We start from the raw sequence: 21349 nt of genomic DNA, 5'->3' as shown, positions 1-21349 counted from the left end.
GTTGGTAGTCCGATGGTTGATAGCTCGCATCCGTCGCCAGGGGTACCTGCAGGGAAGGGACGTCGCGTGATGGCTTCAGGCCGTTGCTTGCAAGCGAGGTCGTGGGCAGGTCGGTGGCGCCACGGGCCGCATAAAAGTTGCTGATGATGTTCAGGGGGCACTGCGCGCGCCGGTGTATTCGAAGGCGCCCGGCAAGGTTGGCATCAGCTCGCGCGTTGCGGCGAGCAGGTCGCCGGATACCTGGTTCCAGGCTGGGTTGTTACGGGTGAGCTTCATCCGTACGCCATTGCTGACCCATTCGATCCGACCCTCTGACGGGACCACGCTGAAGTGCGTGAGGTTGATCTTTTTATTACGCGCGAACGAAGCAAACGGCTCTTGCTTGAGCGTTTCGGTAAACCGCGCCAATGCCTGGCCGAAGGTAGAGTTGACCGGGATATTGTCGATGGTTGCGGCGGGTGGGGCGTTTGCCGGGTTGGCTTGCAGTGCAATCACTCTGTCCATGAGGGCGGCGGAGCACGAGCGTCTCAGTAAGTCGTCCGCCTCCTTTACCGAGTCGCCCGGTGCCGCGCGTGTCGATCGGCCACTGTTGGACGTTTCGCCGGGCCCAAGGCTGTCTACATTCTGCGGGTTTTGCCGCGCGAAGGCCGAGGCTGGAAAGCGACTCGCGGGAGATTGAGCTGTACGCATGCAGGTGTCTTCACTGTGAAGGGAGATTCACCTGTGTGGACAATGCATGCCGAGGGTTCCAATGGCGGTGCTGCGCTCGAACCTGTGAGAGGGGCGGTGCGACTTGCGCCGATAACCACGGAGTTATTTGTCAGATCAGGTTTTCACCGAAGCTGTGTAGACACCTATGGTTAACGCAAGCAAATCGCACCCCTCACATTTGAATCGCCCTACAACCGCAGATAACCCGTCAGTTACCTGAACGCGCTTTGTCCTTGCGCTCTTTGGAAGTTTCGGCAGGTTTAGGGGCTTTTTTCTGAGGCTGTTTGCGGGGGCTGTCGTCGGTGTGTTTGCTGTCGCTGTTGCCAGTGCTGGGGGCGCTGCTGGGACTGCTGGGGTAGTTGCCCGGCGGCAGTGCCGAACCGGCTGCGCTGTTGTTATCGCCGAATGCTGCAAGGACGGGGCCGGCGAGCAGCGCCGACAGGCAGACGGAAAGTGCGATCCTGCGGGACGTGGTGGTCTTCATGACGCGATCCCCTTATGTCATTGCACAAACCCCGGGCCCCTGGAGGGTGGCCCGCGGTCCGGCCGGCGGTTAGGCGGCCATCGGCTTGGTCATGGTTTTTTTATAGTCGGCCTTCATGGCCTCCATCGCGGCGCCGAGCTCTTCCAGCTGCGCCTTGCCCAGCAGCTTGCGGGCCTGGGGGAACATCTCGGTTTCCTCTTCTTCGATATGGTGCTCCAGCAGTTCCTTGACCACTTTCACACGCCCGGAAAATTCGGTGGTGGACGGCTCGGTCTGCTTCAGATCAGGCAGCACCAGGCTGTCGACGGTGCGGTGCTCTTCCTTGGCTTCGTGGTACATGATGTCCTGCTCTTTGCCACCCGCTTTGCGGAAGGCCGGGTAGAGAATTTCCTCTTCAAGCTTGGTGTGCAGGGTGATCTCCATTTCGAGCTTGGCCAGCAGCTCAGTACGCTTTTTCACGCCGCGCTCGGTGGATTCGCTCAGCTGGGTCAGCAGTGCCTTGACGCGTTCGTGGTCGGCTTTGAGCAGGTCGATGGCATTCATGGTGAAACCTCACGGATAGGATTCGGGCGCGTCGAAGTGCGCGCCTCGTCCGTCAGGCTGTTGCATCAGCCGTACCAACTTAGGCTTTTGCATAAAGATGTTTTTAATCAGCAAGTTAGACGACATCAACGAGAGGCGCGATCGTGCAGCTTGCATGGTCCGGCACCGGTTACCTTGCATTACGCCGCACCGAACCGAGAGGCGCGTGCGGGGTGCTGGAGGCACGCATAAAAATCCGATGGAACCCTGGGCGCAACCGGTTGACCTAAGCCTTAGACCTCAGGAGGTGAAACATGCAATTAGAATATGTCTGGATCGGGTTGGCGGTGGTTGTGCTGCTGTTGGAATTGTGGGCGATCAATGCCGTGCTGCGCAGCACCAGCGGCTGGGAAACCAAGGGGTTGTGGCTGATCATCCTGATCTTCGTGCCGTTGCTGGGGTTGATTGCGTGGGCAATGTTCGGGCCTAAGCGCGAGATGCCGCAGCAGGATAAACACTGAGCATCCGCTGTACAGCAAACAGGCGCCCCATGGGGCGCCTGTTTTTTTAACGATCCACTGATCAGCCGGCCAATGCCTTGGCAATCGCGTCGTTGAAGGCCGGCAGATCATCCGGCGTGCGCGAGGTGATCAGGGTCCAGCCATTGGCCGTGCATTGCTTGACCTGCTCATCCACCCAGCCTGCCGCACCGGCGTTTTCCAGGTCGATGCGCACGCTCTTGTAGGAGGTGAGGGTTTTACCTTTGATCACGCCCGCGTCGATCAGCGTCCACGGGCCGTGGCAGATGGCGGCGATGGTCTTGCCGGCGTCGGCAAAGTCCTTGATCAGTCGTAGCGCTGCCGCGTCCTGGCGCAGGGTGTCGGCGTTGACCGTGCCGCCGGGAATCACCAGCGCATCGAAATCCTGGCTGACCACATCCGACAGTTGCGCATCGGACTCTACGGTCTTGTCCTTTTCGGTGTCGCCTACAAATGTCTGGGTGGTGCCACCCTTGCTGGAGGCGTGAGTGACATTGGCGCCGAAACCGCGCAACGCTTCCAGCGGCTTGACCAGTTCGTCGCGTTCAATACCGGTATTGGAGGTGATGATAAGGATGTTCTTACCGTTGAGTGATGTACTCATGATCGCGTGTCTCCTGTCTGAGGGGCATCAATATCCGCACGTAAAAAGCCCCGCGCCGTATTCATGCGCAGGGCTGATCGCGCCCTTTATTTGGCGTATTTGCTTTGCAGCTCCTTGGCCATTTGCAGGTGTTTTTCCAGGGTCGGCAGCTTCTCGGTGGCGAAAGCTTTCAGCTCGGCATTGTCAGACGAGCTCGCCTCTTTCTTGAACAGCTCCACGGCTTCTTCATGGGCGTTCACCTGGTTATTGGCGTAGGCCTTGTCGAAGGACTCGTCACGCATTTCCAGGATGGCTTTCTTGGCCTTGTCCATCAGTGCGGCGTCGTCCGGCACTTCCAGGTCATGCTTTTTGGCCAGGGCCATCAGCTGCTGGTTGGCTTTGGTGTGATCATCCACCATGTGCTGGGCGAAGGTTTTGATGTCAGCCGAGCTGCTTTTCTGCAAGGCCAGTTTGCCGGCTTCGACTTCGGTGATACCGCTTTGCGCAGCGTTGTCCACGAAGTCGTTGGAGGTGGCGGCGAAGGCAACGGATATCGAACCGGCAACCAGCGCAAAAGTCAGGCCCATCTGTTTCATCAGCTTGGTAGTCATGGTGTCTCTCCTTGTGAATGACGAGTGTCGCTACCTGGGTGTTGAGCCGGCACGCACGCAAAAGGTTTAAATTTTTTTGCGCTTTTTTCACCAACGGTTTGGCTGGGCAATTTCCTTGAACTATCGAAATGCCCCAGGCTCTGCTGAATGAGTCCGGCGCGTGATGCCGGCTCTTCAATCTCAGGAGAATTCCCCATGACCGACCTTAAAAACGCCGACAAAACCCCCACCCCCGTCAGCTCCGAAGAGGCGCAGAAAGGTACGGACACTCCCGTCAAGGGACAGACCCTGGAGCGCCCCAATCCCAACACCGAAAAGGTCGACAAGGTGCTCACACCCACCTCCATCAAGGACACCGAGCGCCAGACCGATGCGATCAATGAGCAGGCCGCCAAGGCTGAGCGCAAATTGGGCCACTGAGCATGGCCAAAGCGATCAGCGCGGCCGAGCTGGGCATCGACCTCAAGCCCGAGGATGACGCCAGCCTGTTCAAGTGGTTTGTCGCCAGCTTTCTGATGGGCAAGCGAATCCAGGCGCCCATTGCGGCGCAGGCGTACAAGGTGATCGTCGAGGAGCACGGGCGTGACACGCCGCGCAAGTTGCAGCACTGCACGTCGCGCGAGCTGGTGTCGATGCTTGGGCGTGCCCACTACGTGCGATATGACGAGAGCACGGCCCAGCGCCTGCTGGACCTGAGCGCCAAGCTCAACGCCGAGTACGCCGGCAGGATCACGCATATCCGCCGTGCCAGCGCTGACCGCCATGGGTTCGAAAAGCGCTTGGGCGAGTTCGAGGGCGTAGGGCCCAAGACCATTGAAATCTTTATGCGCGACGCCGCCAAGGTGCTGTTTTGACGGCGCCGTTGTACATCGGCTGCGCCGGCTGGAGCCTGCCGCGCGAACAGTGGCCGGCGTTTGCCGCCCAAGGCACACATTTACAACGCTATGCCTCGCGCTTCAATGCGGTGGAAATCAACAGTTCGTTTTACCGCGCACACCTGCCCGCGACCTACGCGCGCTGGGCGCAGTCCGTGTCGCCTACGTTTCGGTTTGCGGTGAAAGTACCCAAGCTCATCACCCATCAGCTGCGCCTTGCGCACTGCGAAACCGCGCTGGACGAATTCCTCGCGCAGTGCCAGCGACTGGGCGACACGTTGGGCTGTCTGTTGGTGCAATTGCCGCCGTCGCTGGCGTACGAGCCGGTGACGGCCGCGGTGTTTTTTCGTGCCCTGCGTCAACGCTATCTCGGCGCGGTGGTGCTGGAACCTCGCCATTGCAGTTGGCTTGAAGCCGAGGGGTTGCTGCAGGACCTGCACATCGCTCGGGTCGCCGCCGACCCGCTGGTACTGGAAGGGGGCGAGGCGCCCGGCGGCTGGCAGGGTGTGCGCTACTGGCGCCTGCACGGCTCGCCACGCATCTACCACAGCGCATATGGACCCGAACGGGTGCGCGCGTATGCGCAACGTCTGGCTCAGTCCATCGAGGACGGTATTCCCACGTGGTGCATCTTCGATAACACCGCCAGTGGCCACGCGCTGGATGATGCCTTGTACTTGCTTGAGCAAGAGCGGGCAGGGTTCAGCGCGCTATGACTGGCGGTTAGTCGCTGTTTATTGCCAATCGTTCTATAGACCTGTCAGATCTGACAGTAGGCACTTTGGCTACGGTGGATATAGTTATAGGTGTACACCTACTCAGCCAGGAGAATGGCCATGACTAAATCCGAGTTGAAGCAGTTTTTACAAGTCAATATCGACCGAAAAGCCAACATCATCCTCGACGAGCGTGTGCGGTATGACGACGCAGCTATCGGCGAGTTGAAAATTTACGCCTGTCTGCGGCGCATCCTGAATAAGAACGCAACCCTTGAGGACATTGGCGTGTTGCATGCCGTCGACAAACTACTGCATGCGACCGGCGTACTGGGCCCCAAAGAAACGCTCGGCTCCAAGGTCACCCAGTGAGGATATTTAAATGAGTGACATCGAACAGCGTGTAAAAAAAATCGTTGCCGAACAGCTGGGCATCGCAGCAGCCGACGTCAAGAACGACAGTTCATTCGTGGACGATCTGGGGGCCGACTCACTGGACACGGTGGAACTGGTGATGGCTTTGGAGGATGAGTTTGAAATGGAAATTCCAGACGAGGAGGCCGAGAAAATCACCACGGTTCAACTGGCCATCGATTATGCGACGTCACACGTTAAGCCATAGGACAAACCCGCACCACTGCGGTGGCTAGGCATCCCCGTGCAGCGCCTCCAGCTGGGGTTGCGTATATGCCTCGATATTCGACGCATGCGACTCGGTGATCAGGCTGCGCAATCGCAGTGGCGAGGGTTTTGCTGGCAAGCCCCTTTGCCGAAGTGCCATACCGCACAAAAAAATCGTAAAAAAATAAAAAGAGTTGTCCACGAAAACCGTGGGTATCTCTGTGGATAACTTTGCCGGACCCCGGCGGGGTTGGCGATTTCGCCGAAGGTCATTATTTGATCAACCGGTGGTTTGGCCCAGCATGGCCAGGGTTTGCGCTTGACAGGCCTGTTCGAACCCAGTGCCGAAAAGCGCTCAAGAGTCGCCGTCACGGCTTGTGGAGTGGGTAATGGCCTGCGTCGGCATCTTCGATTGCATCAGGTGATCAAGGGCCTCACGGTATGTGCGGCCGGCCAGGCTCATGCTGTTGTTATGGCTGGCACCCGGCACCAGCAACAGGCGCTTGGGTTGCTGAGCGGCGGCGAACAATTGCTCGCTGAAGCGCGGCGGTACATAGCGGTCGTCCAGGCCGTGCACCACCAGCAGCGGCATGCGAATGTCGGCGATCTTGTCGATGGAGTCGAACTTCTGCGACAGCAGCCAGCGCACCGGCAACGACGTATCGGCGACGGCCGTAGCCACATCGGCCAGGGAGGTGAAGGTCGATTCGATCACCAGCCCGCGTACCGGCACGGGTGATTGCCGGCCCAGTTCCGCCGCCAGGTCGATGGCCACCGCGCCGCCAAGCGAGTGTCCGTAGATCAGGCGTTTGCGTGGATCGGGTTGCAGCACCTGGAAGCGTTCCCAGGCGATGCGTGCGTCCTCATATACCGTGGTTTCGGACGGCAGGTCGCCGTGACTTTGGCCAAAGCCCCGGTAGTCGATGGCCAGCACCGAAAAACCCAGGGCATGCAATTGCTCGATGCGAAACAGTTGCCCGGTCAGGTTCCAGCGCACGCCGTGCAGGTAGAGGATCGCCGGCGCGTCCTTGCTGGCCGCCGGGTACCACCAGGCGTGAATGTTCTGCCCCGCTTTGAAGCTGGCCGGCTTGAGTTCGAATTCCTGCACCGCCTTGGGCAGGCCGCTGTACCAACTGGCGGTGCCCGGCTCGATGCGAAACACCAGCTCGCGCTCCTTGTGTTGCAGCAGACTGCAGCCCACCGGCAGGCCCACGATCAATAACGCCATGCACAGCAGGGGAAACCAGCGCAGGCCCAGGCGAGACAGCAAACGAGACGACATGAACGTTCCAGGTCAACGGATCAAGCAGGGTTTTTACCAGATGCGCCGCACCGGCAGGAACTATTTCGACCATCGTAGGCCGGCTTGACGCTGGCGACAGCTGCGGGACATGCTCCTGCTCTTTTGAGCAAAGGCCCGATCATGGACAGCAGCCCCGTACGCATCACCGCCGAAGAAACGCTCTCGGACAACTGGTACAACCTCAAGAAATACAGCTTCGACCTGCGCCGTCGCGATGGCAGCTGGCAGGCCCAGACACGCGAGGTGTATGACCGTGGCAATGGCGCGACCATCCTGCTGTACAACCGTGCGCAACGCACCGTGTTGCTGATCCGCCAGTTTCGCATGCCCACATTCGTTAATGACTACCATGGCTACCTGATCGAAACAGCGGCCGGCCTGCTCGACAATGCCAGTCCCGAAGAACGCATCCGCCTGGAAGCCGAGGAGGAAACCGGCTACCGCGTCGGGCATGTCGAGAAGGTGTACGCGGCATTCATGAGCCCCGGCTCGGTGACCGAGCGCATCCACTTTTTCATCGGCGAATACCAACCCGCCGACCAGGTCGGCCAGGGCGGTGGCCTGGAAGAAGAGGGCGAAGACATCGAAGTGCTGGAGCTGGGTTTCGAACACGCATTGGCGATGGTGCAAAGCGGCGAGATCGTGGATGGCAAGACCATCATGCTGCTGCAGCACCTAGAGTTGCGGATGTTGAAAGAAGGCTGGTAGGCCACTTCATCCACACAGCACGTATATCCAATTTTCCCAAGCCCGCCCCCGGCAAACTCCCCTCATCGCTGAAATCTCGAAGCAGAGGGGCACGCCATGGAACCAGCACCCAAGACAGGGCCCGACGAAATCGTCACCCTGGTGGTCAAACACCGCATCAAACCCGGCCTTGAGGCGGACTACGAAGCCTGGCTGCGGCGCATCGTGCGCATTGCCGGCGAACGGCCCGGGCACCTGGGCGTCGACGTGGTACGCGGCAAGCAGGACGGCCTCGCGCTGTTTACCTGCGTGCTGCGCTACCGCTCCACCGATGACCTGGAACGCTGGCTCGACTCCCCCCAACGCAAGGCCCTGATTGACGAAGCCGCACCGATGCTGGCCGATGGCGACCAGACCGAAATCGGCGCCGCCAATGAATTCTGGTTCACCCCGCTGGCCGACAGCGCCGCCAAGCCACCGCGCTGGAAGCAGGCCGTGGTGACGCTTTGCGTCATCCTGCCGCTGACCTTGCTGGTGCCGATCGTCTGGGGCCCGGTGCTGCGCCTGCATCCTTTGCTCTCCAACTATGTGGTGTCCACGTTCCTGGTCACCGTGACCATCGTGGTACTGGTGGTGTACCTGCTGATGCCGGCCGCCACACGCCTGTTCGCTCCCTGGCTCGAAGCCTCTGTAAAGGAAACCCTATGAACGCCGATCTGATCCTGTTCAATGGCCAGTTCCACACCGTGGACCGTGAAAACCCGCGTGCGACCGCCGTCGCCATTCACCAGGGGCGCTTTGTCGTCGTCGGCACCGACGGTGAAGCCCTGGCGCTGCGCGGCAGCGCAACGCAGGTTATCGACCTCAAGGGGCGCACGGTCATCCCCGGCCTCAACGACTCGCACCTGCACCTGATCCGTGGCGGCCTGAACTACAACCTCGAACTGCGCTGGGAAGGCGTGCCGTCCCTGGCCGATGCCCTGCGCATGCTCAAGGACCAGGCCGACCGCACCCCGACGCCGCAGTGGGTGCGGGTGGTGGGCGGCTGGAACGAATTCCAGTTCGCCGAAAAACGCATGCCGACCCTGGAAGAACTCAACCAGGCCGCGCCGGACACCCCGGTGTTCGTGCTGCACCTGTACGACCGCGCCTTGCTCAACCGAGCGGCTCTGCGCGTGGCTGGCTACACCAAGGACACGCCGAACCCGCCGGGTGGCGAGATCGTGCGCGACAGCAATGGCAACCCAACCGGCATGCTGGTGGCGCGGCCCAATGCGATGATCCTGTATTCGACCCTGGCCAAAGGCCCGAAACTGCCGTTGGAATACCAGGTCAATTCGACTCGCCAGTTCATGCGCGAACTCAATCGCCTGGGCCTGACCAGCGCCATCGATGCCGGCGGCGGTTTCCAGAACTATCCCGATGACTACGCCGTGATCGAGCAATTGGCCAAGGACCAGCAGCTGACGGTGCGCATCGCCTACAACCTGTTCACCCAAAAGCCCAAGGAAGAACTCAGCGACTTCAAGAACTGGACCGGCAGCGTCACCCTGCATCAGGGCGATGACTACCTGCGCCACAACGGTGCCGGTGAAATGCTGGTGTTCTCCGCAGCCGACTTCGAAGACTTCCTCGAACCGCGCCCCGACCTGCCGCTGACCATGGAGCAGGAACTGGAACCGGTGGTGCGTCACCTGGTGGAGCAGCGCTGGCCGTTTCGCCTGCACGCCACCTACGACGAATCGATCTCGCGCATGCTCGACGTGTTCGAGAAGGTCAACCGCGATATTCCGTTCAATGGCCTGCCGTGGTTCTTCGACCACGCCGAGACCATCACCCCGAAAAACATCGAACGCGTACGCGCCCTGGGCGGCGGTATCGCGATCCAGGACCGCATGGCGTTCCAAGGCGAATATTTCGTGGAGCGCTACGGCGCCAAAGCGGCCGAAGCCACGCCGCCGATCAAGCGCATGCTGGCCGAAGGCGTACCGGTAGGGGCCGGCACCGATGCCACGCGGGTCTCGAGTTACAACCCGTGGACCTCGCTGTACTGGATGGTCAGCGGTCGCACCGTCGGCGGCCTGGAACTGCACGCCGAAGGTCTGCCGCGTCTCACCGCGCTGGAACTGTTTACCCATGGCAGCGCCTGGTTCTCCTCGGAGCAGGGCAAGAAGGGCCAGATCAAGGTCGGCCAATTGGCGGACGTCGCCGCGCTGTCGGCGGATTTTTTCAGCGTCGATGAAGAAGCCATCAAGTGGATCGAGTCGGTGTTGACCGTGGTCGGCGGCAAGGTGGTGTATGGCGCCGGCGACTTCGAAGATTACGCACCGCCGCGCGTGCCGGTGCTGCCGGACTGGTCGCCGGTGGTCAAGGTGCCGGGGCACTGGCGCCCCATCTCGCCGTTGCAGGCCCAGGTTCATCAATGCAGCGGCCCGTGCGGCGTGCATGCCCACAGCCATGAAAAGGCGCGCCTTTCCAGTGTGCCGGTCAGCGACTTCCAGGGTTTCTGGGGCGCGTTCGGCTGCTCGTGCTTTGCCTTCTAATCCCAACCCAAGGAGTTAACCCATGACGTACAAGCGCTTGAACAAAGATGACGCAGTGGTGCTGTTGGTGGATCACCAGACCGGCCTGATTTCCCTGGTGCAGGATTTCTCCCCCAACGAGTTCAAGAACAACGTGCTGGCCCTGGCCGATGTCGCCAAGTTCTTCAACCTGCCGACCATCCTCACCACCAGCTTCGAAAGCGGCCCCAACGGCCCGCTGGTGCCGGAGCTCAAGGCACTGTTCCCGGACGCGCCGTACATCGCCCGGCCTGGCCAGATCAACGCCTGGGACAATGAAGACTTCGTCAAGGCCGTCAAGGCGACCGGTCGCAAGCAGATCATCATTGCCGGTGTGGTGACGGATGTGTGCGTAGCGTTCCCGACCCTGTGCGCCCTCGACGAAGGCTTCGACGTGTTCGTGGTCACCGACGCGTCCGGCACCTTCAACGAAACCGTGCAACAGGCCGCCTGGGCACGCATGACCGCCGCCGGCGCGCAACTGGTCAACTGGTTCGCCGTGGCCTGCGAGCTGCAGGTTGACTGGCGCAACGACATGGAAGGCCTGGCCAACCTGCTGTCGCCGCGTATCCCCAATTACCGCAACCTGATGAACAGCTACTCGGCGTTCACGGCCAAGTAAGCGGTTTTCAAGTCTGTAGGTCATCAATGTGGGAGGGGGCTTACCCCCTCCCACATTTTATTTGTGGTGTTGCGACCGTCCGGTTATAAAACCCTTCAAATGTCCACCGAGAAGCGACAATGAACCCCTTCGAAGACATGCGCCTGTTCTGCCAGGTCATGGAATCCGGCAGCTTTACCGCCGCCGCCGAGCAACTGGGCCTGTCCAAGCAGTTTGTCAGCCGTCGCCTGATCCAGCTGGAAGACCGACTGGGCGTGCGCTTGCTCAATCGCTCCACGCGCCGCCTGGATGTCACGCCCCTGGGGCAGAGCTATTACGAATCCGCCTTGCGCCTGCTCGGTGAAGTCGAGCAGGTCGAACAGGGCATCGCCGGGCAAAACAGCGAGCCGCGCGGGACCATTCGCCTCAGCGCGCCGTTGTCGTTTGCCATTGCCCACCTGGGTTGCCTGTTGCCATTGTTCCTGCAGCGTTATCCGCAGGTCACGGTGGAGGTGGACCTCAGCGACCGTCCCGTGGACCTGATCGGCGAGGGCTACGACCTGGTGCTGCGCATCGGCACCCTGGAAGACTCCACATTGATCGCGCGGCGCATCGCCAGTGTCGCGCGGGTCTATTGCGCCAGCCCGGATTACCTGGCGCTGCGCGGCACGCCGCTGAAACCCGAAGACCTGGTCGACCACGACTGCCTGCCCTACGGCCACGGCCGCCAAGTGCAATGGCGCTTCAAAGGCAAGGTGCAGGCGCTGAGTGTCAGCGGGCGCATGCGCGTGAACAACGGCGATTTACTGCGCGACACCGCGATTGCCGGGTTAGGCGTCACCTACCTGCCCACTTTTATCGTCGCCGAGGCCCTGCAGGACGGGCGGCTGGTCACCGTCCTGGATGCGTTCGCCCCCGAGGCCTTGACGCTCTCGGCGGTGTATCCGCAGCACCGGCAAAGCTCACGGCCGGTCCAGGCGCTGGTGGAGTTTTTGCGCGAGCGCCTGGCTAGCGGCTGTTGAACAACTGACGGATCAGGCTCGGCGTGCTGCCGGTCCAGCGCTTGAAGGCGCGGCGGAAATTGGCCGCGTCGTTGAAGTTCAGATACGCCGCCACCTCATCGTTGCTATAACCCTTGACCTGATACAGGTGCAAGGCCACCTGTTTGCGCACGCGGTCGACCTGTTCCTGAAAACCGGTGGCGTGTTTGTGCAGTTTGCGCTTGAGGGTCGCCGGGCTCATGGCGAACGCCTGCGCCGCCTGTTCCAGGTTGGGCGGCTGGCGCACCTGATCGCGTAGATAATCGTAGAGGCAGTCGAGAAAACTGTCGGCGAAGCCCAGCTGGTCGATCTGTGCGCGGGCCTGTTGACGCGCAACCTGAGCGGCGGTGGCCGAGGCGCCGGGCCAGGCCTGCGCCAGGTACTCGCGGGGGATGCACAGCATGTCCAGGGGGCGTGCGAAGCGGGTGTCTTCGCCCAGGTGCACCCAATACTGCTCGACGTAGCGCGGCTCGTCGTGGCTCAAACTGCAGGCCCAGGGCAGGCGCTGGCCGCTGAGCCATTGGCTCATGGCAACCAGCGAAGTCATGCTGGCCTCGAGCAGAAAGCGCCAGTGCTCGCCCGCCCCGCAACTGTCCTGCCAGTACAGGTAGGCATGGTGTTCGTCCAACTCCAGATGCAGCGCTACCAGCGGGCTGAGCAGCACCTGCAACTGGATCAGTACCTCCAGCGCCTGGTGCAGGTTCTGCGCATGGCCCAGGGCGTGGCTGGCGGCGCCGTAGTAACCGGGCAACAGGCGTTGGCCGAACAGAAAACTGCTGTCGTCGGCGTCGAGCAACCTGCGGCTGTTGCCGATCAATCCCAGAAATTGCTGCGGGCTCAAACGCGCGTTGCCGGCCAGGATGTCTTCGTGGAACAAGCCGGTGCCGCGCAGCAGGCGATGGCTGTCGATGTCCCGCGACAAAGCCAGGTCGATCAGCGTGGCGGGTTGATAGTGCCCAGGGATGAAGCGGCTGTCGCTTTCATACCAGCGTGTTTTGATCGCCATGTCAGGCACTTTTCGCCAGGGGTTGCTTGGCCTTGGCCAAGGCCAGGTTAAGGCGTTTGAGCAGGTCGTGGGGCGGCTCGTCCAGGGCCATCACCACCGCCGTGGAGGCCGCCAGCTGCAGGCGCTCGCCCTGTTGGCGGGTCTTGTGGGCCAGGCCACGCACCGCTTGCTGCAATTCCAGGGCAATGTCCTTGGCCTGGCGCTCGCCGGTATTGGGCAGCAGCACCACAAAGCGGTCGCCGGCCAGTCGGCACAGCAGGTCCTGGCGACGCAGGTTGAGCAACAGCAACTGGCTGAGGGCCTGCAACACCGCATCGCCTTCGGCATGCCCATAGGCCTGGTTGATGGCCGCGAAGTTATCCAGGTCCAGGGCCAGCAGCGACAGCGGTTGGACCTGCTCGCGGCTGTCCTGCAGGCTCTCGGCCAACTGACGCTTGAGGTAGTCGGCACCGCCCAGGGGCGTGAGCTTGTCGAACAGCCGATGTTCGCGGAACACCCGCTCGCGTTTCTCCATTTGTGCGCTGATCGCCAGTTGCTCGCGGTGCCAGTGGTAGATGCCGAGGGTCAGCAGGATCATGCCGACCGGCATCGGCCCGGACTCCAGCCAATGGTCCCAGGTGACGCTGTCGGGCAAGCGGATAAATTCGTCCAGACTGTCGATCCACCAGGAAAAGAAGATGCACGACAGGCCCAGTACCAGGTAATTGGTGACCCGTCCGGCGGGGCGGCTTTTCAGCACCAGGCCCAGCCACACCAGCGCCAGCAGGGCCGAGCCGCCTTCGCCGACGATATCCAGCCATTCCCATTCGCTGACGCTTTTGAGCTCGCCACAGGCCAGGTGCAGCATCAGCCCCAGGTTGGCGGCAAGCAGCAGCAGGGCGAGTTTCCAGCGGTGGGGTTTGAGCACGGAGAACATGGCCGCGAGTCCTTGGGCAAAGAAGCGAAGGGCGCCAGCACAGCAGATGGATGTGACGGTTGGATGACAACGGGGAAAGGTCGAATCAGCTCACCACAAACACGCTGCGCCACAAAAAGCGGGCTTGTTGTGGTGAGCGGGCTTGCCCCGCGCTGGGCTGCGAAGCGGCCCCAAATCCAGGCGCCTCGGTGTATCAGCTAAAACCACATCGCGTGGAATGGGGCCGCTTCGCAGCCCAGCGCAGGGCAAGCCTGCTCACCACAACAAACTCATTTTCTCATGCTATGTAGATACCAATTCCCCTGATGGCGGTGGGGCAGCTGGCATATCTGTCGGCTGCTAGACAGCCATCGGGGGCAAGCCTCCTCCCACAGCGGAGATTTGCAGGTCATATCAGCTCATTTCATCTCAGTTCATGGCTGAAAGCCGCGGTTTACAGGGCTTTACGCGGATCGCTGTCACAGAACCGTCATCCCCCACCCCTAGCGTGCCCTCCCAGTTGCCGGGCCCTTTGCCTGGCGCCGAACGGATTCTTGGGGAGGATTGCATGTACAAGCGCACCGGGCTCGTCAGCTTCACGCTTACTGCCTTGGCCCTGGCGATAGCCAGCGAGCGGCTCTATGCGGCTGACGCGGCCGCCACCGAGCATGTCGACGTGGTCGGCCAGGCCGCCGCCATCAGCCAGGCGCTCAAGGAGCAGCGTAGCGCCGACAGCATCAAGAGCGTGGTGCACGCCGACGGCGTGGCCCAGTTGCCGGACGAGAACGTCGCCGAAGCGGCGCAGCGTCTGCCTGGCGTCAGTGTAGAGCGCGACCAGGGCGAAGGGCGCTTCGTCAGCGTGCGCGGCCTGGGCCCGGACCTCAACAGCGTGACCATCAACGGCACGTTGGTGCCATCCCCGGAAAGCGCCCGCCGCGCCGTGGCCCTGGACGTGTTGCCATCGGAGCTGGTGCAGTCGCTGTCGGTAATCAAGACCCTCACCCCGGACATGGACGCCAATTCCCTGGGCGGCACCGTCGACGTACAAAGCCTGTCGGCCTTCGATCACAAGGGCCTGTTCTACACCGGCAGCAGCGAAGCCAGCTACGACAAGAACACCCGTCAGACCAGCCCCAAATTCTCCGGGGCCGCCAGTAACCGCTTCAGCCTCGGCGATGGCATCGACAACTTCGGCGTGGCCGCGGCGCTGAGCTGGCAGAAGCGTGATTTCGGCTCGGACAACGTCGAGACCGGTGGCGCCTGGGACTTCACCGACGGTGCGCGGCTCAACGAGTTCGAGCAGCGCGACTACGACATCAGCCGCGAACGCGCCGGCGGTGGCCTTAACTTCGACTACAAGCCCGATGACCTGAGCAGCTACTACCTGCGCACCCTCTATAGCCGCTATACGGACACCGAAACCCGCAACTCCACCAGCCTGGAATTTGCCGACCCACAGGCGCCGGGCCAGCTGGGCGAAGCCGAGGGCAAACGCAAGCTCAAGAACCGCGAAGAGACCCAGGAGATCCAGTCCTACGTGTTCGGCGGCGAACGCATGCTCGGCCTGTGGACTCTCAGCGGCCAGGCCGGCTACAGCCAGTCCAGCGAAGACAGCCCGGCGCACATTGCCGGCGCCACCTTCGACGGCGGCGACTTCGCCGACAGCGGTTTCTACGACAAAGACAAACCGCGCCCGATCATCGGCAGCGCGTTCTACGACCCGGCCAACTTCACCCTCGACAAAGTCGACTGGGAAAAACAGAACACCAAAGACACCGAGAAAAACCTGCGCCTGGACCTGGCCCGCGACTACGACCTGAGCGGCTACGCGTCCCAGGTCAAATTCGGCGGCAAGGTCAGCCGGCGCAACAAGGACAACGACCTGCAAGCCTGGGTCTACAAGGATTTCGACAGCCTGGGCTTTACCGACCAGCAGCTCAACCTGACGCAGTTCCAGAAGGGCAACGTCGACTATCGCCTGGGCAACTACGGCCCTGGCATCAGCGCCAGCGGCATCAAGCAGTTGATCGGCGGCCTCAACCGCGCGGACTTCTACGACGAGACCGAATCACGGGTCAACGACTTCACCCTGCGTGAAGACATCAACGCAGGCTACCTGATGAACACGATCGATATCGACGACTGGCGCTTTATCGCCGGCCTGCGCTACGAAGGCACCGAGTTCGAAGCCAAGGGCACCGGCGCCACCGACGGGCAATTCACCGCCACCGACACTCGGCGCCGCTATCATCACTGGCTGCCGGGCCTGCACGCGCGCTATCAGATCGACAAGAACACCCAGGTGCGCGCGGCCTGGACCAAATCCGTGGTGCGCGCGACCTTCGGCCAACTGGCGCCGGGGTTTGTGATCGACGATGACGAAGCCACCTTCGGCAACCCGGACCTCAAACCCCTGGAGTCGAGCAACCTGGACCTGGGCATCGAGCATTTCATGGGGCGTGCCGGCACCGTCTCGGCGTTCGTGTTCTACAAGGACATCCAGAACTTCGTCTACAACACCGACCTGGCCGGCAGCGGGGCCTGGGCCAACTTCGCCGAGGCCCACACCTACGCCAATGGCGACAGCGCCAAGCTGTATGGCCTGGAGCTGGCCTACTCGCAGAAATTCGACTGGCTGCCCGCGCCGTGGAACGGCCTGCTGGTGGGCGCCAACAGCACGTTCAGCCGCTCCAGCGCGGACATCGAAGGTTTCGACGCTGCCAGCGGCACTAATCGCAAACGCAACATCAGCCTGCCCAGCCAGTCGGACACCGTCGGCAACCTGATGCTTGGTTGGGAAGACGACAAGCTCAGCCTGCGCCTGTCGGCCAACTATAAATCGGCCTACCTGTATGAGCTGGCGTCGATCAACGACAAGGCCCACGACCTGCATGTCGACGCGCAGACCTTCGTCGATTTCAGCGCGCGCTATTCCCTCAGCAAGAACCTGCAAGTCAGCTTCGAGGCCCAGAACCTGACCGATGAGTCGTACTTCGTCTACACCGGCCACCGCGGCTACAACGGCCAGTACGAAGAGTACGGCCCCACCTACAAAGTGGGCCTGACCTTCACGCATTTCTAACTCACTCAATTCCAATGTGGGAGGGGGCTTGCCCCCGATGAGGGCCTGGCAATTGACGCATCAGTAGCTGACCCACTGAAGCCCTCAAGCCCACAGCGTTCTGCATTTTTGTCGAAGGATTTGTTCGTTCATGAGAATTTCCAAGCTGTACCTGCTGATCGCCCTGGCCACCTGCGGCCATGTCTCTGCCGCCGACCTGGCCCTGACCCCCTGGGCACCCAGTCTGAAGGCCGAAGCCGTGGCCTTCCTGCCCAATGGTCAGACGCGCCTCACCGCCAGCCCGCGTGACGGTCTGCAGATGCTCGACAGCCAGGGCGCCGAACTGGCGCGTTTCAACGGTCACTTCAGCAGCCTCGATACACGTGCCACCGGCACCCAGGCAGTGGTCGCCAGCCTCGACAACGACCGCCAGCAGGCACTGCTGGTCAACCTCGATACCGCCGCCAAAACTTGGAGCCAGCCGCTGTACCTGCCGCCTCGCGACTTCCCTGTGAACGGTCTTTGCCTGTATCGCGACGCGGCAGCCAACCTGTTTGTGTTCCTGGTCGGGGAGGAGGGCAAGGGCGAGCAGTGGCTGGTAGGCAACGGCTCGACACTGCTTGCTGAAGCCCGCCGTGTGCGTGGGGTGCCGCTGCCGCCATCGGCGCAGTTCTGCCAGGTGGACGACGCCACGCAGCAACTGGTGGTGAACGAAGAAAACGTCGGGTGGTGGGCCTACCCGGCGCATCCCGAGGCAGCGGTCAAACGCACGCCGGTGGCGCTGTTCGATGATCCCAAGCGTGAAGCCGGGGCCATGGCGCTCGTGCCGGGGGGGATGGTTGCGCTGGACCCGAAAACCGCGCAACTGCATCTGTTCCAGCACACCGGCACGCGCTGGGTGGAGCAACCGAGCCTGCGCCTGCCCGGCCTCAAGGAGCCTGAGCAACTGGCAATCAACGGTCGGCAATTGCTGGCACGTGATGACGACAACGGCCAGCTGTACCAAGGCACCCTCGACTGGCAGGCCAAACCCGTGCCGGTCGCGCCGGTACTGCCGGAGGTCGCCGCGCTGCGCCAGAGCGAACCGGTGGGGCGCCAGGGCGATGCGGCGGATGACCCGGCGATCTGGGTTCACCCCGAGCACCCAGGGCAGAGCCGCGTTCTGGGCACCAACAAAAAACAGGGCCTGCTGGCCTACGATCTCGACGGCAAGTTGCTGCAGGAGCTGGCGGTGGGGCGTTTGAACAACGTCGACGTGCGCCCGCGTTTCAAGCTCGGCCGGCAAACGGTTGACCTGGCCGTGGCGAGTAATCGCGATCGCAACAGCCTGAGCCTGTTCAGCATCGACCGGCAGACCGGCGAGTTGCGCGAGGCCGGTGAGGTGCCGACGCCGCTCAAGGAGATCTACGGCATGTGCCTGTTCCAGCCTGCCGGCGGTGAGCTTTATGCGATTGCCAACGGCAAGGACGGCACCTTCCTGCAATACCGCCTCAGCGCCCCGGACGGTCACGTGCAGGGCGAGTTGGTGCGCCAGTTCAAGGTCGACAGCCAACCTGAAGGCTGCGTCGCCGACGATCAGCGCCAGCGTTTGTTTATCGGCGAGGAAGACGTAGGCGTGTGGGCCGTGGATGCCCGCGCCGATCAACCGGCGACATTGACCAGTGTGATCAAGGTCGGCGCGCACCTGCAGGCGGACGTCGAGGGCCTGGCGCTGTACCAGAGCGCGCAGCATGACTACCTGGTGATCTCCAGCCAGGGCAATGACAGCTACCTGGTGCTGGATGCCGAACCGCCGTTCGCCAGTCGCGGTGCCTTCCGGGTCGGCCTGAATGCCGCTGCCGGTATCGATGGCGCGTCGGAAACCGATGGCCTGGAAGCGACTGCCGTCAACCTCGGCGGGCCGTGGAGCCAGGGCATGCTGGTGGTGCAGGACGGGCGCAAGCGCATGCCTGAGCAAACCCAGAACTTCAAGTTTGTGCCCTGGGCCGATGTGACCCGCACGTTGAAACTGCCCTGAGCTGTCATCAGCCAGTCATGACTTTTTAATCACTGCACGTTAAACCGATAGAGGACATTCACCATGCACGCGACGATGGAACATATGACGATCTGGGGCCTGATCAGTGACGCCAGCCTGTTGGTCAAGGCGGTGATGATTACTTTGCTGCTGGCCTCGTTGTGCAGCTGGTACCTGATTATTCAGCGCGGCACGGTGCTGCGGCGTCTGGAGCGGCAGTTGAACGGGTTTGTGCAACGCTTTCGCGCGGCGCCGGATTTGCCGGGGCTTTACCGCGACACCCTGCAGGCGGGCGAGGGTGGAGTGGCGCCGATCTTCATCGCTGGGGTCCAGGAATACCAGCACCTGCACAGCCATGATCCGGCAGTGCTCGAAGGCGTGGAGCGGGCCTTGCAGGTGGCGATCACCGCGCAGGAAATCGAACTGGAAAAGGGCTTGCAGTTCCTGGCCACCGTGGGCTCGGTGAGCCCGTATATCGGCTTGTTCGGCACCGTGTGGGGCATCATGAATTCGTTCCTGGGCTTGTCCCAGGTGCAGCAGGCCACGCTGTCCACGGTGGCACCGGGGATTGCCGAGGCGTTGATCGCCACGGCCATCGGCCTGTTTGCGGCGATTCCGGCGGTGATTGCCTATAACCGTTTTTCGGCGCGCAGCCAGACCTTGCTCACCCGCTATTACGCCTTTGGCAACGAGCTGCAAGTGCGGTTGCATCGCACCTTGCGCGGTACGCCAATCAACCTGGCCGTGGCCGCCTGAGCAGGAGCACTCCGATGTTAGTCAGGCCACAACGCAAGCACGGGCCCAAGGCCGAAATGAACGTGGTGCCGTATATCGACGTGATGCTGGTGCTGCTGGTGATCTTTATGGTCACCGCGCCGATGCTGACCCAGGGCGTGAAGATCGAACTGCCCAAGGTCGCCGCCGAGGCGCTGGCCACCGACACCCGCCAGCAAATCCTCACCTTGTCGGTGCAGGCCGACGGCGGCTACTACTGGAACCTCGGCGAGGAACTGGACACCCGGCACCAGACCGACAGCGCAGTGAGCCTGGAAGAAATGGGCGCCAAGGTCGCGCAGGTGGTGGCGGCGCGCAGTGACACCCAGGTGTATATCCGTGCCGACGACAATGCCGGTTATGGCCGTGTGGTGGCTGCCATGGCGGTGTTGCAGAAGGGCGGTGTCAGTAACCTGGGGCTGGTGACCGAGGCCCCGCAATGACGGCGATGAATATGCACAGTCCAACCTTGCCGATGGCTCCCGCGGCGCCTTCGGGCTTCTGGCGCAATAGCCTGGCCGCCGGTTTGGCGGTGGCCTTGCACGTAATCGTGCTGGTGCTGTTGATGCTGGGCTGGGCGCCACAACCGCCCACGCCGGAGGCCCCGAGCGTGATGCACACCCAACTGGTGATGCTGCCCCCGGCGCCGGTCCCAGTACCGGCCCCCGAACCGGTTGCGGTAACGCCGCCAGCGCCGGAACCGGTGGTACTGCCAACGCCGGTCAAACCCGCAGTCGATCCTCGTGTGCAAGCACAAAAGTTCGAAAAAGCCGCCCTGGCGCGCAAGCGTGTCGAAGAAAAGAAAGCAGAGCAGCAACAACAGCAGCGCTTGGCCAGCGAACAGCGCGAGCGTGAACAGGAACAGCAACGCCAGGCCCAACAACGCCAGGCCGCCGAAACAGCCCGCGCCGCCGTACCTGCTTCGGCTCCGGCGTTCGACAGCCGCCAATACATGCCATTGAGCAAGGAAGCCCCGGAATACCCCGAACGGGCCCTGGACAAAAACATCGAGGGCGACTGCTCGGTGGAGTACACCGTCAACCCCCAGGGCCGCGTGGAAAACCCCAAGGTACTGGACGGCTGCCACCCGTTGTTTATCCGCCCATCATTGGCGGCGGCCAACACCTTCCGCTACCAGCCGAGGATCGTTGATGGCAAGGCCGTGGCCGTGCCGGAGGTGCGCAATACCTTTCACTACCGCATCAAATGACCGACCGGGCCTTGCGCCAGTCCTAAGACCAGCGGTAACCCAAGGTGGGATGGGGCTTGGCCGATAGCGGTGGGTCAGCAACACAGGTATCGACTGAGCAGGCCCCATCGGGGGCAAGCCCCCTCCCACAGTTTTGACGGTGTTCACTTGAGCACAGTGGTCCCCGGCTCGGTCGTCAGGTGTTACACCCATCCAAAGGCCAACGGTAACCAGAGTGGGAGGGGGCTTGCCCCCGATGGCGGTGGGTCAGCAACACAGGTATCGACTGAGCAGGCCCCATCGGGGGCAAGCCCCCTCCCACAGTTTTGACGGTGTTCAGCTGAGCACAGTGGTCTCCGGCTCGGTCGCCAGGTATTACAGCTATCCAGAGGCCAGCGGTAACCCAAGGTGGGAGGGTTGTACACCCCTCCCACAGTTTTGACGGTGTTCACCTGAGCACAGTGGTCCCCGGCTCGGTCGCCAGGTATTACAGCCATCCAAAGGCCAGCGGTAATCCAAGGTGGGAGGGGGCTTGCCCCCGATAGCGGTGGGT

24 protein-coding genes are annotated in these 21349 nt (G+C 62.1%); 16 read left to right on the top strand and 8 right to left on the bottom strand.

Annotation, left to right across the window (positions count from 1 at the left end; genetic code table 11):
* Positions 1–150: 150 nt before the first annotated feature.
* The 3 genes from PSH94_RS14640 to PSH94_RS14630 all read right to left on the bottom strand — a co-directional run bounded on the left by PSH94_RS14640 (position 151) and on the right by PSH94_RS14630 (position 1738).
* The gene (locus PSH94_RS14640) at positions 151–504 is read right to left on the bottom strand and encodes a hypothetical protein (RefSeq protein ID WP_305434987.1); all 354 of its coding nucleotides are present in this window, start codon (positions 502–504) and stop codon (positions 151–153) included.
* A gap of 415 nt (positions 505–919) precedes the next feature.
* The gene (locus tag PSH94_RS14635) at positions 920–1195 is read right to left on the bottom strand and encodes a hypothetical protein (RefSeq protein WP_305434985.1); all 276 of its coding nucleotides are present in this window, start codon (positions 1193–1195) and stop codon (positions 920–922) included.
* 69 nt (positions 1196–1264) lie between these two features.
* Positions 1265–1738, bottom strand: a complete 474-nt coding sequence (locus tag PSH94_RS14630; protein WP_181076811.1) for a hemerythrin domain-containing protein — start codon at positions 1736–1738, stop codon at positions 1265–1267.
* 293 nt (positions 1739–2031) lie between these two features.
* Here PSH94_RS14630 and PSH94_RS14625 point away from each other — a divergent pair, with 293 nt between their 5' ends.
* The gene (locus PSH94_RS14625; RefSeq protein ID WP_181076813.1) at positions 2032–2238 is read left to right on the top strand and encodes a PLD nuclease N-terminal domain-containing protein; all 207 of its coding nucleotides are present in this window, start codon (positions 2032–2034) and stop codon (positions 2236–2238) included.
* A gap of 61 nt (positions 2239–2299) precedes the next feature.
* Here PSH94_RS14625 and PSH94_RS14620 read toward each other — a convergent pair whose 3' ends face one another.
* Both PSH94_RS14620 and PSH94_RS14615 read right to left on the bottom strand, forming a co-directional pair.
* Positions 2300–2860, bottom strand: a complete 561-nt coding sequence (locus PSH94_RS14620) for a type 1 glutamine amidotransferase domain-containing protein (RefSeq protein ID WP_181076814.1) — start codon at positions 2858–2860, stop codon at positions 2300–2302.
* An 86-nt stretch (positions 2861–2946) separates the two neighbouring features.
* Positions 2947–3450 (bottom strand): DUF4142 domain-containing protein, encoded by a 504-nt coding sequence (locus PSH94_RS14615; RefSeq protein ID WP_305434983.1) that lies wholly within the window; start codon positions 3448–3450, stop codon positions 2947–2949.
* Positions 3451–3645: 195 nt separating this feature from the next.
* Between PSH94_RS14615 and PSH94_RS14610 the strand changes: the two genes are divergently transcribed.
* The 5 genes from PSH94_RS14610 (at position 3646) to acpP (ending at position 5663) form a co-directional block, all read left to right on the top strand.
* Positions 3646–3870 (top strand): hypothetical protein, encoded by a 225-nt coding sequence (locus PSH94_RS14610; RefSeq protein WP_253508101.1) that lies wholly within the window; start codon positions 3646–3648, stop codon positions 3868–3870.
* Between the two features lie 2 nt (positions 3871–3872).
* Entirely contained in the window at positions 3873–4304 is a 432-nt protein-coding gene (locus PSH94_RS14605) for a DNA methylase (protein ID WP_253508099.1), read from the top strand.
* Positions 4301–5041, top strand: coding sequence for a DUF72 domain-containing protein (locus PSH94_RS14600; protein WP_305434981.1), 741 nt, complete (start codon positions 4301–4303; stop codon positions 5039–5041). Before PSH94_RS14605 ends, PSH94_RS14600 begins: the two co-directional genes overlap by 4 nt.
* A gap of 120 nt (positions 5042–5161) precedes the next feature.
* Positions 5162–5413, top strand: coding sequence for a hypothetical protein (locus PSH94_RS14595; RefSeq protein ID WP_181076819.1), 252 nt, complete (start codon positions 5162–5164; stop codon positions 5411–5413).
* A 10-nt stretch (positions 5414–5423) separates the two neighbouring features.
* A complete protein-coding gene (gene acpP, locus PSH94_RS14590) occupies positions 5424–5663 on the top strand; it encodes an acyl carrier protein (RefSeq protein WP_181076821.1) in 240 nt (79 codons plus the stop codon).
* A 354-nt stretch (positions 5664–6017) separates the two neighbouring features.
* On the opposite strand, the gene PSH94_RS14585 is transcribed toward acpP, so the two are convergent.
* Positions 6018–6944, bottom strand: coding sequence for an alpha/beta hydrolase (locus PSH94_RS14585; RefSeq protein WP_181076822.1), 927 nt, complete (start codon positions 6942–6944; stop codon positions 6018–6020).
* A 141-nt stretch (positions 6945–7085) separates the two neighbouring features.
* Between PSH94_RS14585 and PSH94_RS14580 the strand changes: the two genes are divergently transcribed.
* The 5 genes from PSH94_RS14580 to PSH94_RS14560 all read left to right on the top strand — a co-directional run bounded on the left by PSH94_RS14580 (position 7086) and on the right by PSH94_RS14560 (position 11836).
* Positions 7086–7673: an NUDIX domain-containing protein gene (locus PSH94_RS14580; RefSeq protein WP_181076825.1), complete on the top strand. Its 588-nt coding sequence runs from the start codon at positions 7086–7088 to the stop codon at positions 7671–7673.
* 96 nt (positions 7674–7769) lie between these two features.
* On the top strand, positions 7770–8360 hold the full coding sequence (locus PSH94_RS14575; RefSeq protein WP_181076827.1) for an antibiotic biosynthesis monooxygenase: 591 nt from the start codon (positions 7770–7772) through the stop codon (positions 8358–8360).
* Positions 8357–10195 (top strand): amidohydrolase, encoded by a 1839-nt coding sequence (locus PSH94_RS14570; protein WP_305434977.1) that lies wholly within the window; start codon positions 8357–8359, stop codon positions 10193–10195. The genes PSH94_RS14575 and PSH94_RS14570 overlap by 4 nt, the downstream gene beginning before the upstream one ends.
* 22 nt (positions 10196–10217) lie before the next feature.
* Complete coding sequence (gene ycaC / locus PSH94_RS14565) at positions 10218–10835, top strand: isochorismate family cysteine hydrolase YcaC (protein ID WP_181076830.1); 618 nt, start codon at positions 10218–10220, stop codon at positions 10833–10835.
* Positions 10836–10954: 119 nt separating this feature from the next.
* Positions 10955–11836 carry a LysR family transcriptional regulator gene (locus PSH94_RS14560; protein WP_181076832.1) on the top strand — a complete coding sequence of 294 codons (882 nt, stop codon included), beginning with the start codon at positions 10955–10957 and terminating at the stop codon, positions 11834–11836.
* Here the strand turns inward: PSH94_RS14560 and PSH94_RS14555 are convergent.
* Together PSH94_RS14555 and PSH94_RS14550 are read right to left on the bottom strand one after the other, a co-directional pair.
* Positions 11823–12860, bottom strand: coding sequence for an AraC family transcriptional regulator (locus tag PSH94_RS14555; protein WP_181076834.1), 1038 nt, complete (start codon positions 12858–12860; stop codon positions 11823–11825). The genes PSH94_RS14560 and PSH94_RS14555 overlap by 14 nt on opposite strands.
* A gap of 1 nt (position 12861) precedes the next feature.
* Entirely contained in the window at positions 12862–13776 is a 915-nt protein-coding gene (locus tag PSH94_RS14550; RefSeq protein ID WP_266247849.1) for a GGDEF domain-containing protein, read from the bottom strand.
* 547 nt (positions 13777–14323) lie between these two features.
* Between PSH94_RS14550 and PSH94_RS14545 the strand changes: the two genes are divergently transcribed.
* The 5 genes from PSH94_RS14545 (at position 14324) to PSH94_RS14525 (ending at position 20817) form a co-directional block, all read left to right on the top strand.
* On the top strand, positions 14324–16837 hold the full coding sequence (locus PSH94_RS14545) for a TonB-dependent receptor (RefSeq protein ID WP_305434970.1): 2514 nt from the start codon (positions 14324–14326) through the stop codon (positions 16835–16837).
* Positions 16838–16967: 130 nt separating this feature from the next.
* Positions 16968–18833 carry a phytase gene (locus PSH94_RS14540; RefSeq protein WP_305434968.1) on the top strand — a complete coding sequence of 622 codons (1866 nt, stop codon included), beginning with the start codon at positions 16968–16970 and terminating at the stop codon, positions 18831–18833.
* A 63-nt stretch (positions 18834–18896) separates the two neighbouring features.
* Positions 18897–19589: a protein TolQ gene (tolQ, locus tag PSH94_RS14535; RefSeq protein ID WP_253508086.1), complete on the top strand. Its 693-nt coding sequence runs from the start codon at positions 18897–18899 to the stop codon at positions 19587–19589.
* A 14-nt stretch (positions 19590–19603) separates the two neighbouring features.
* Complete coding sequence (gene tolR / locus PSH94_RS14530; RefSeq protein WP_181076844.1) at positions 19604–20050, top strand: protein TolR; 447 nt, start codon at positions 19604–19606, stop codon at positions 20048–20050.
* Complete coding sequence (locus PSH94_RS14525; RefSeq protein ID WP_305434966.1) at positions 20047–20817, top strand: energy transducer TonB; 771 nt, start codon at positions 20047–20049, stop codon at positions 20815–20817. The genes tolR and PSH94_RS14525 overlap by 4 nt, the downstream gene beginning before the upstream one ends.
* Positions 20818–21349: the final 532 nt, after the last annotated feature.

Origin of the sequence: Pseudomonas sp. FP2254 (genome assembly GCF_030687695.1) — a bacterium.
In the GTDB taxonomy this organism is placed as follows: Bacteria; Pseudomonadota; Gammaproteobacteria; order Pseudomonadales; family Pseudomonadaceae; genus Aquipseudomonas; species Aquipseudomonas quebecensis.
The sequence above is the reverse complement of the archived record's forward strand: the minus strand, read 5'-3'. Positions and strand labels throughout refer to the sequence as shown.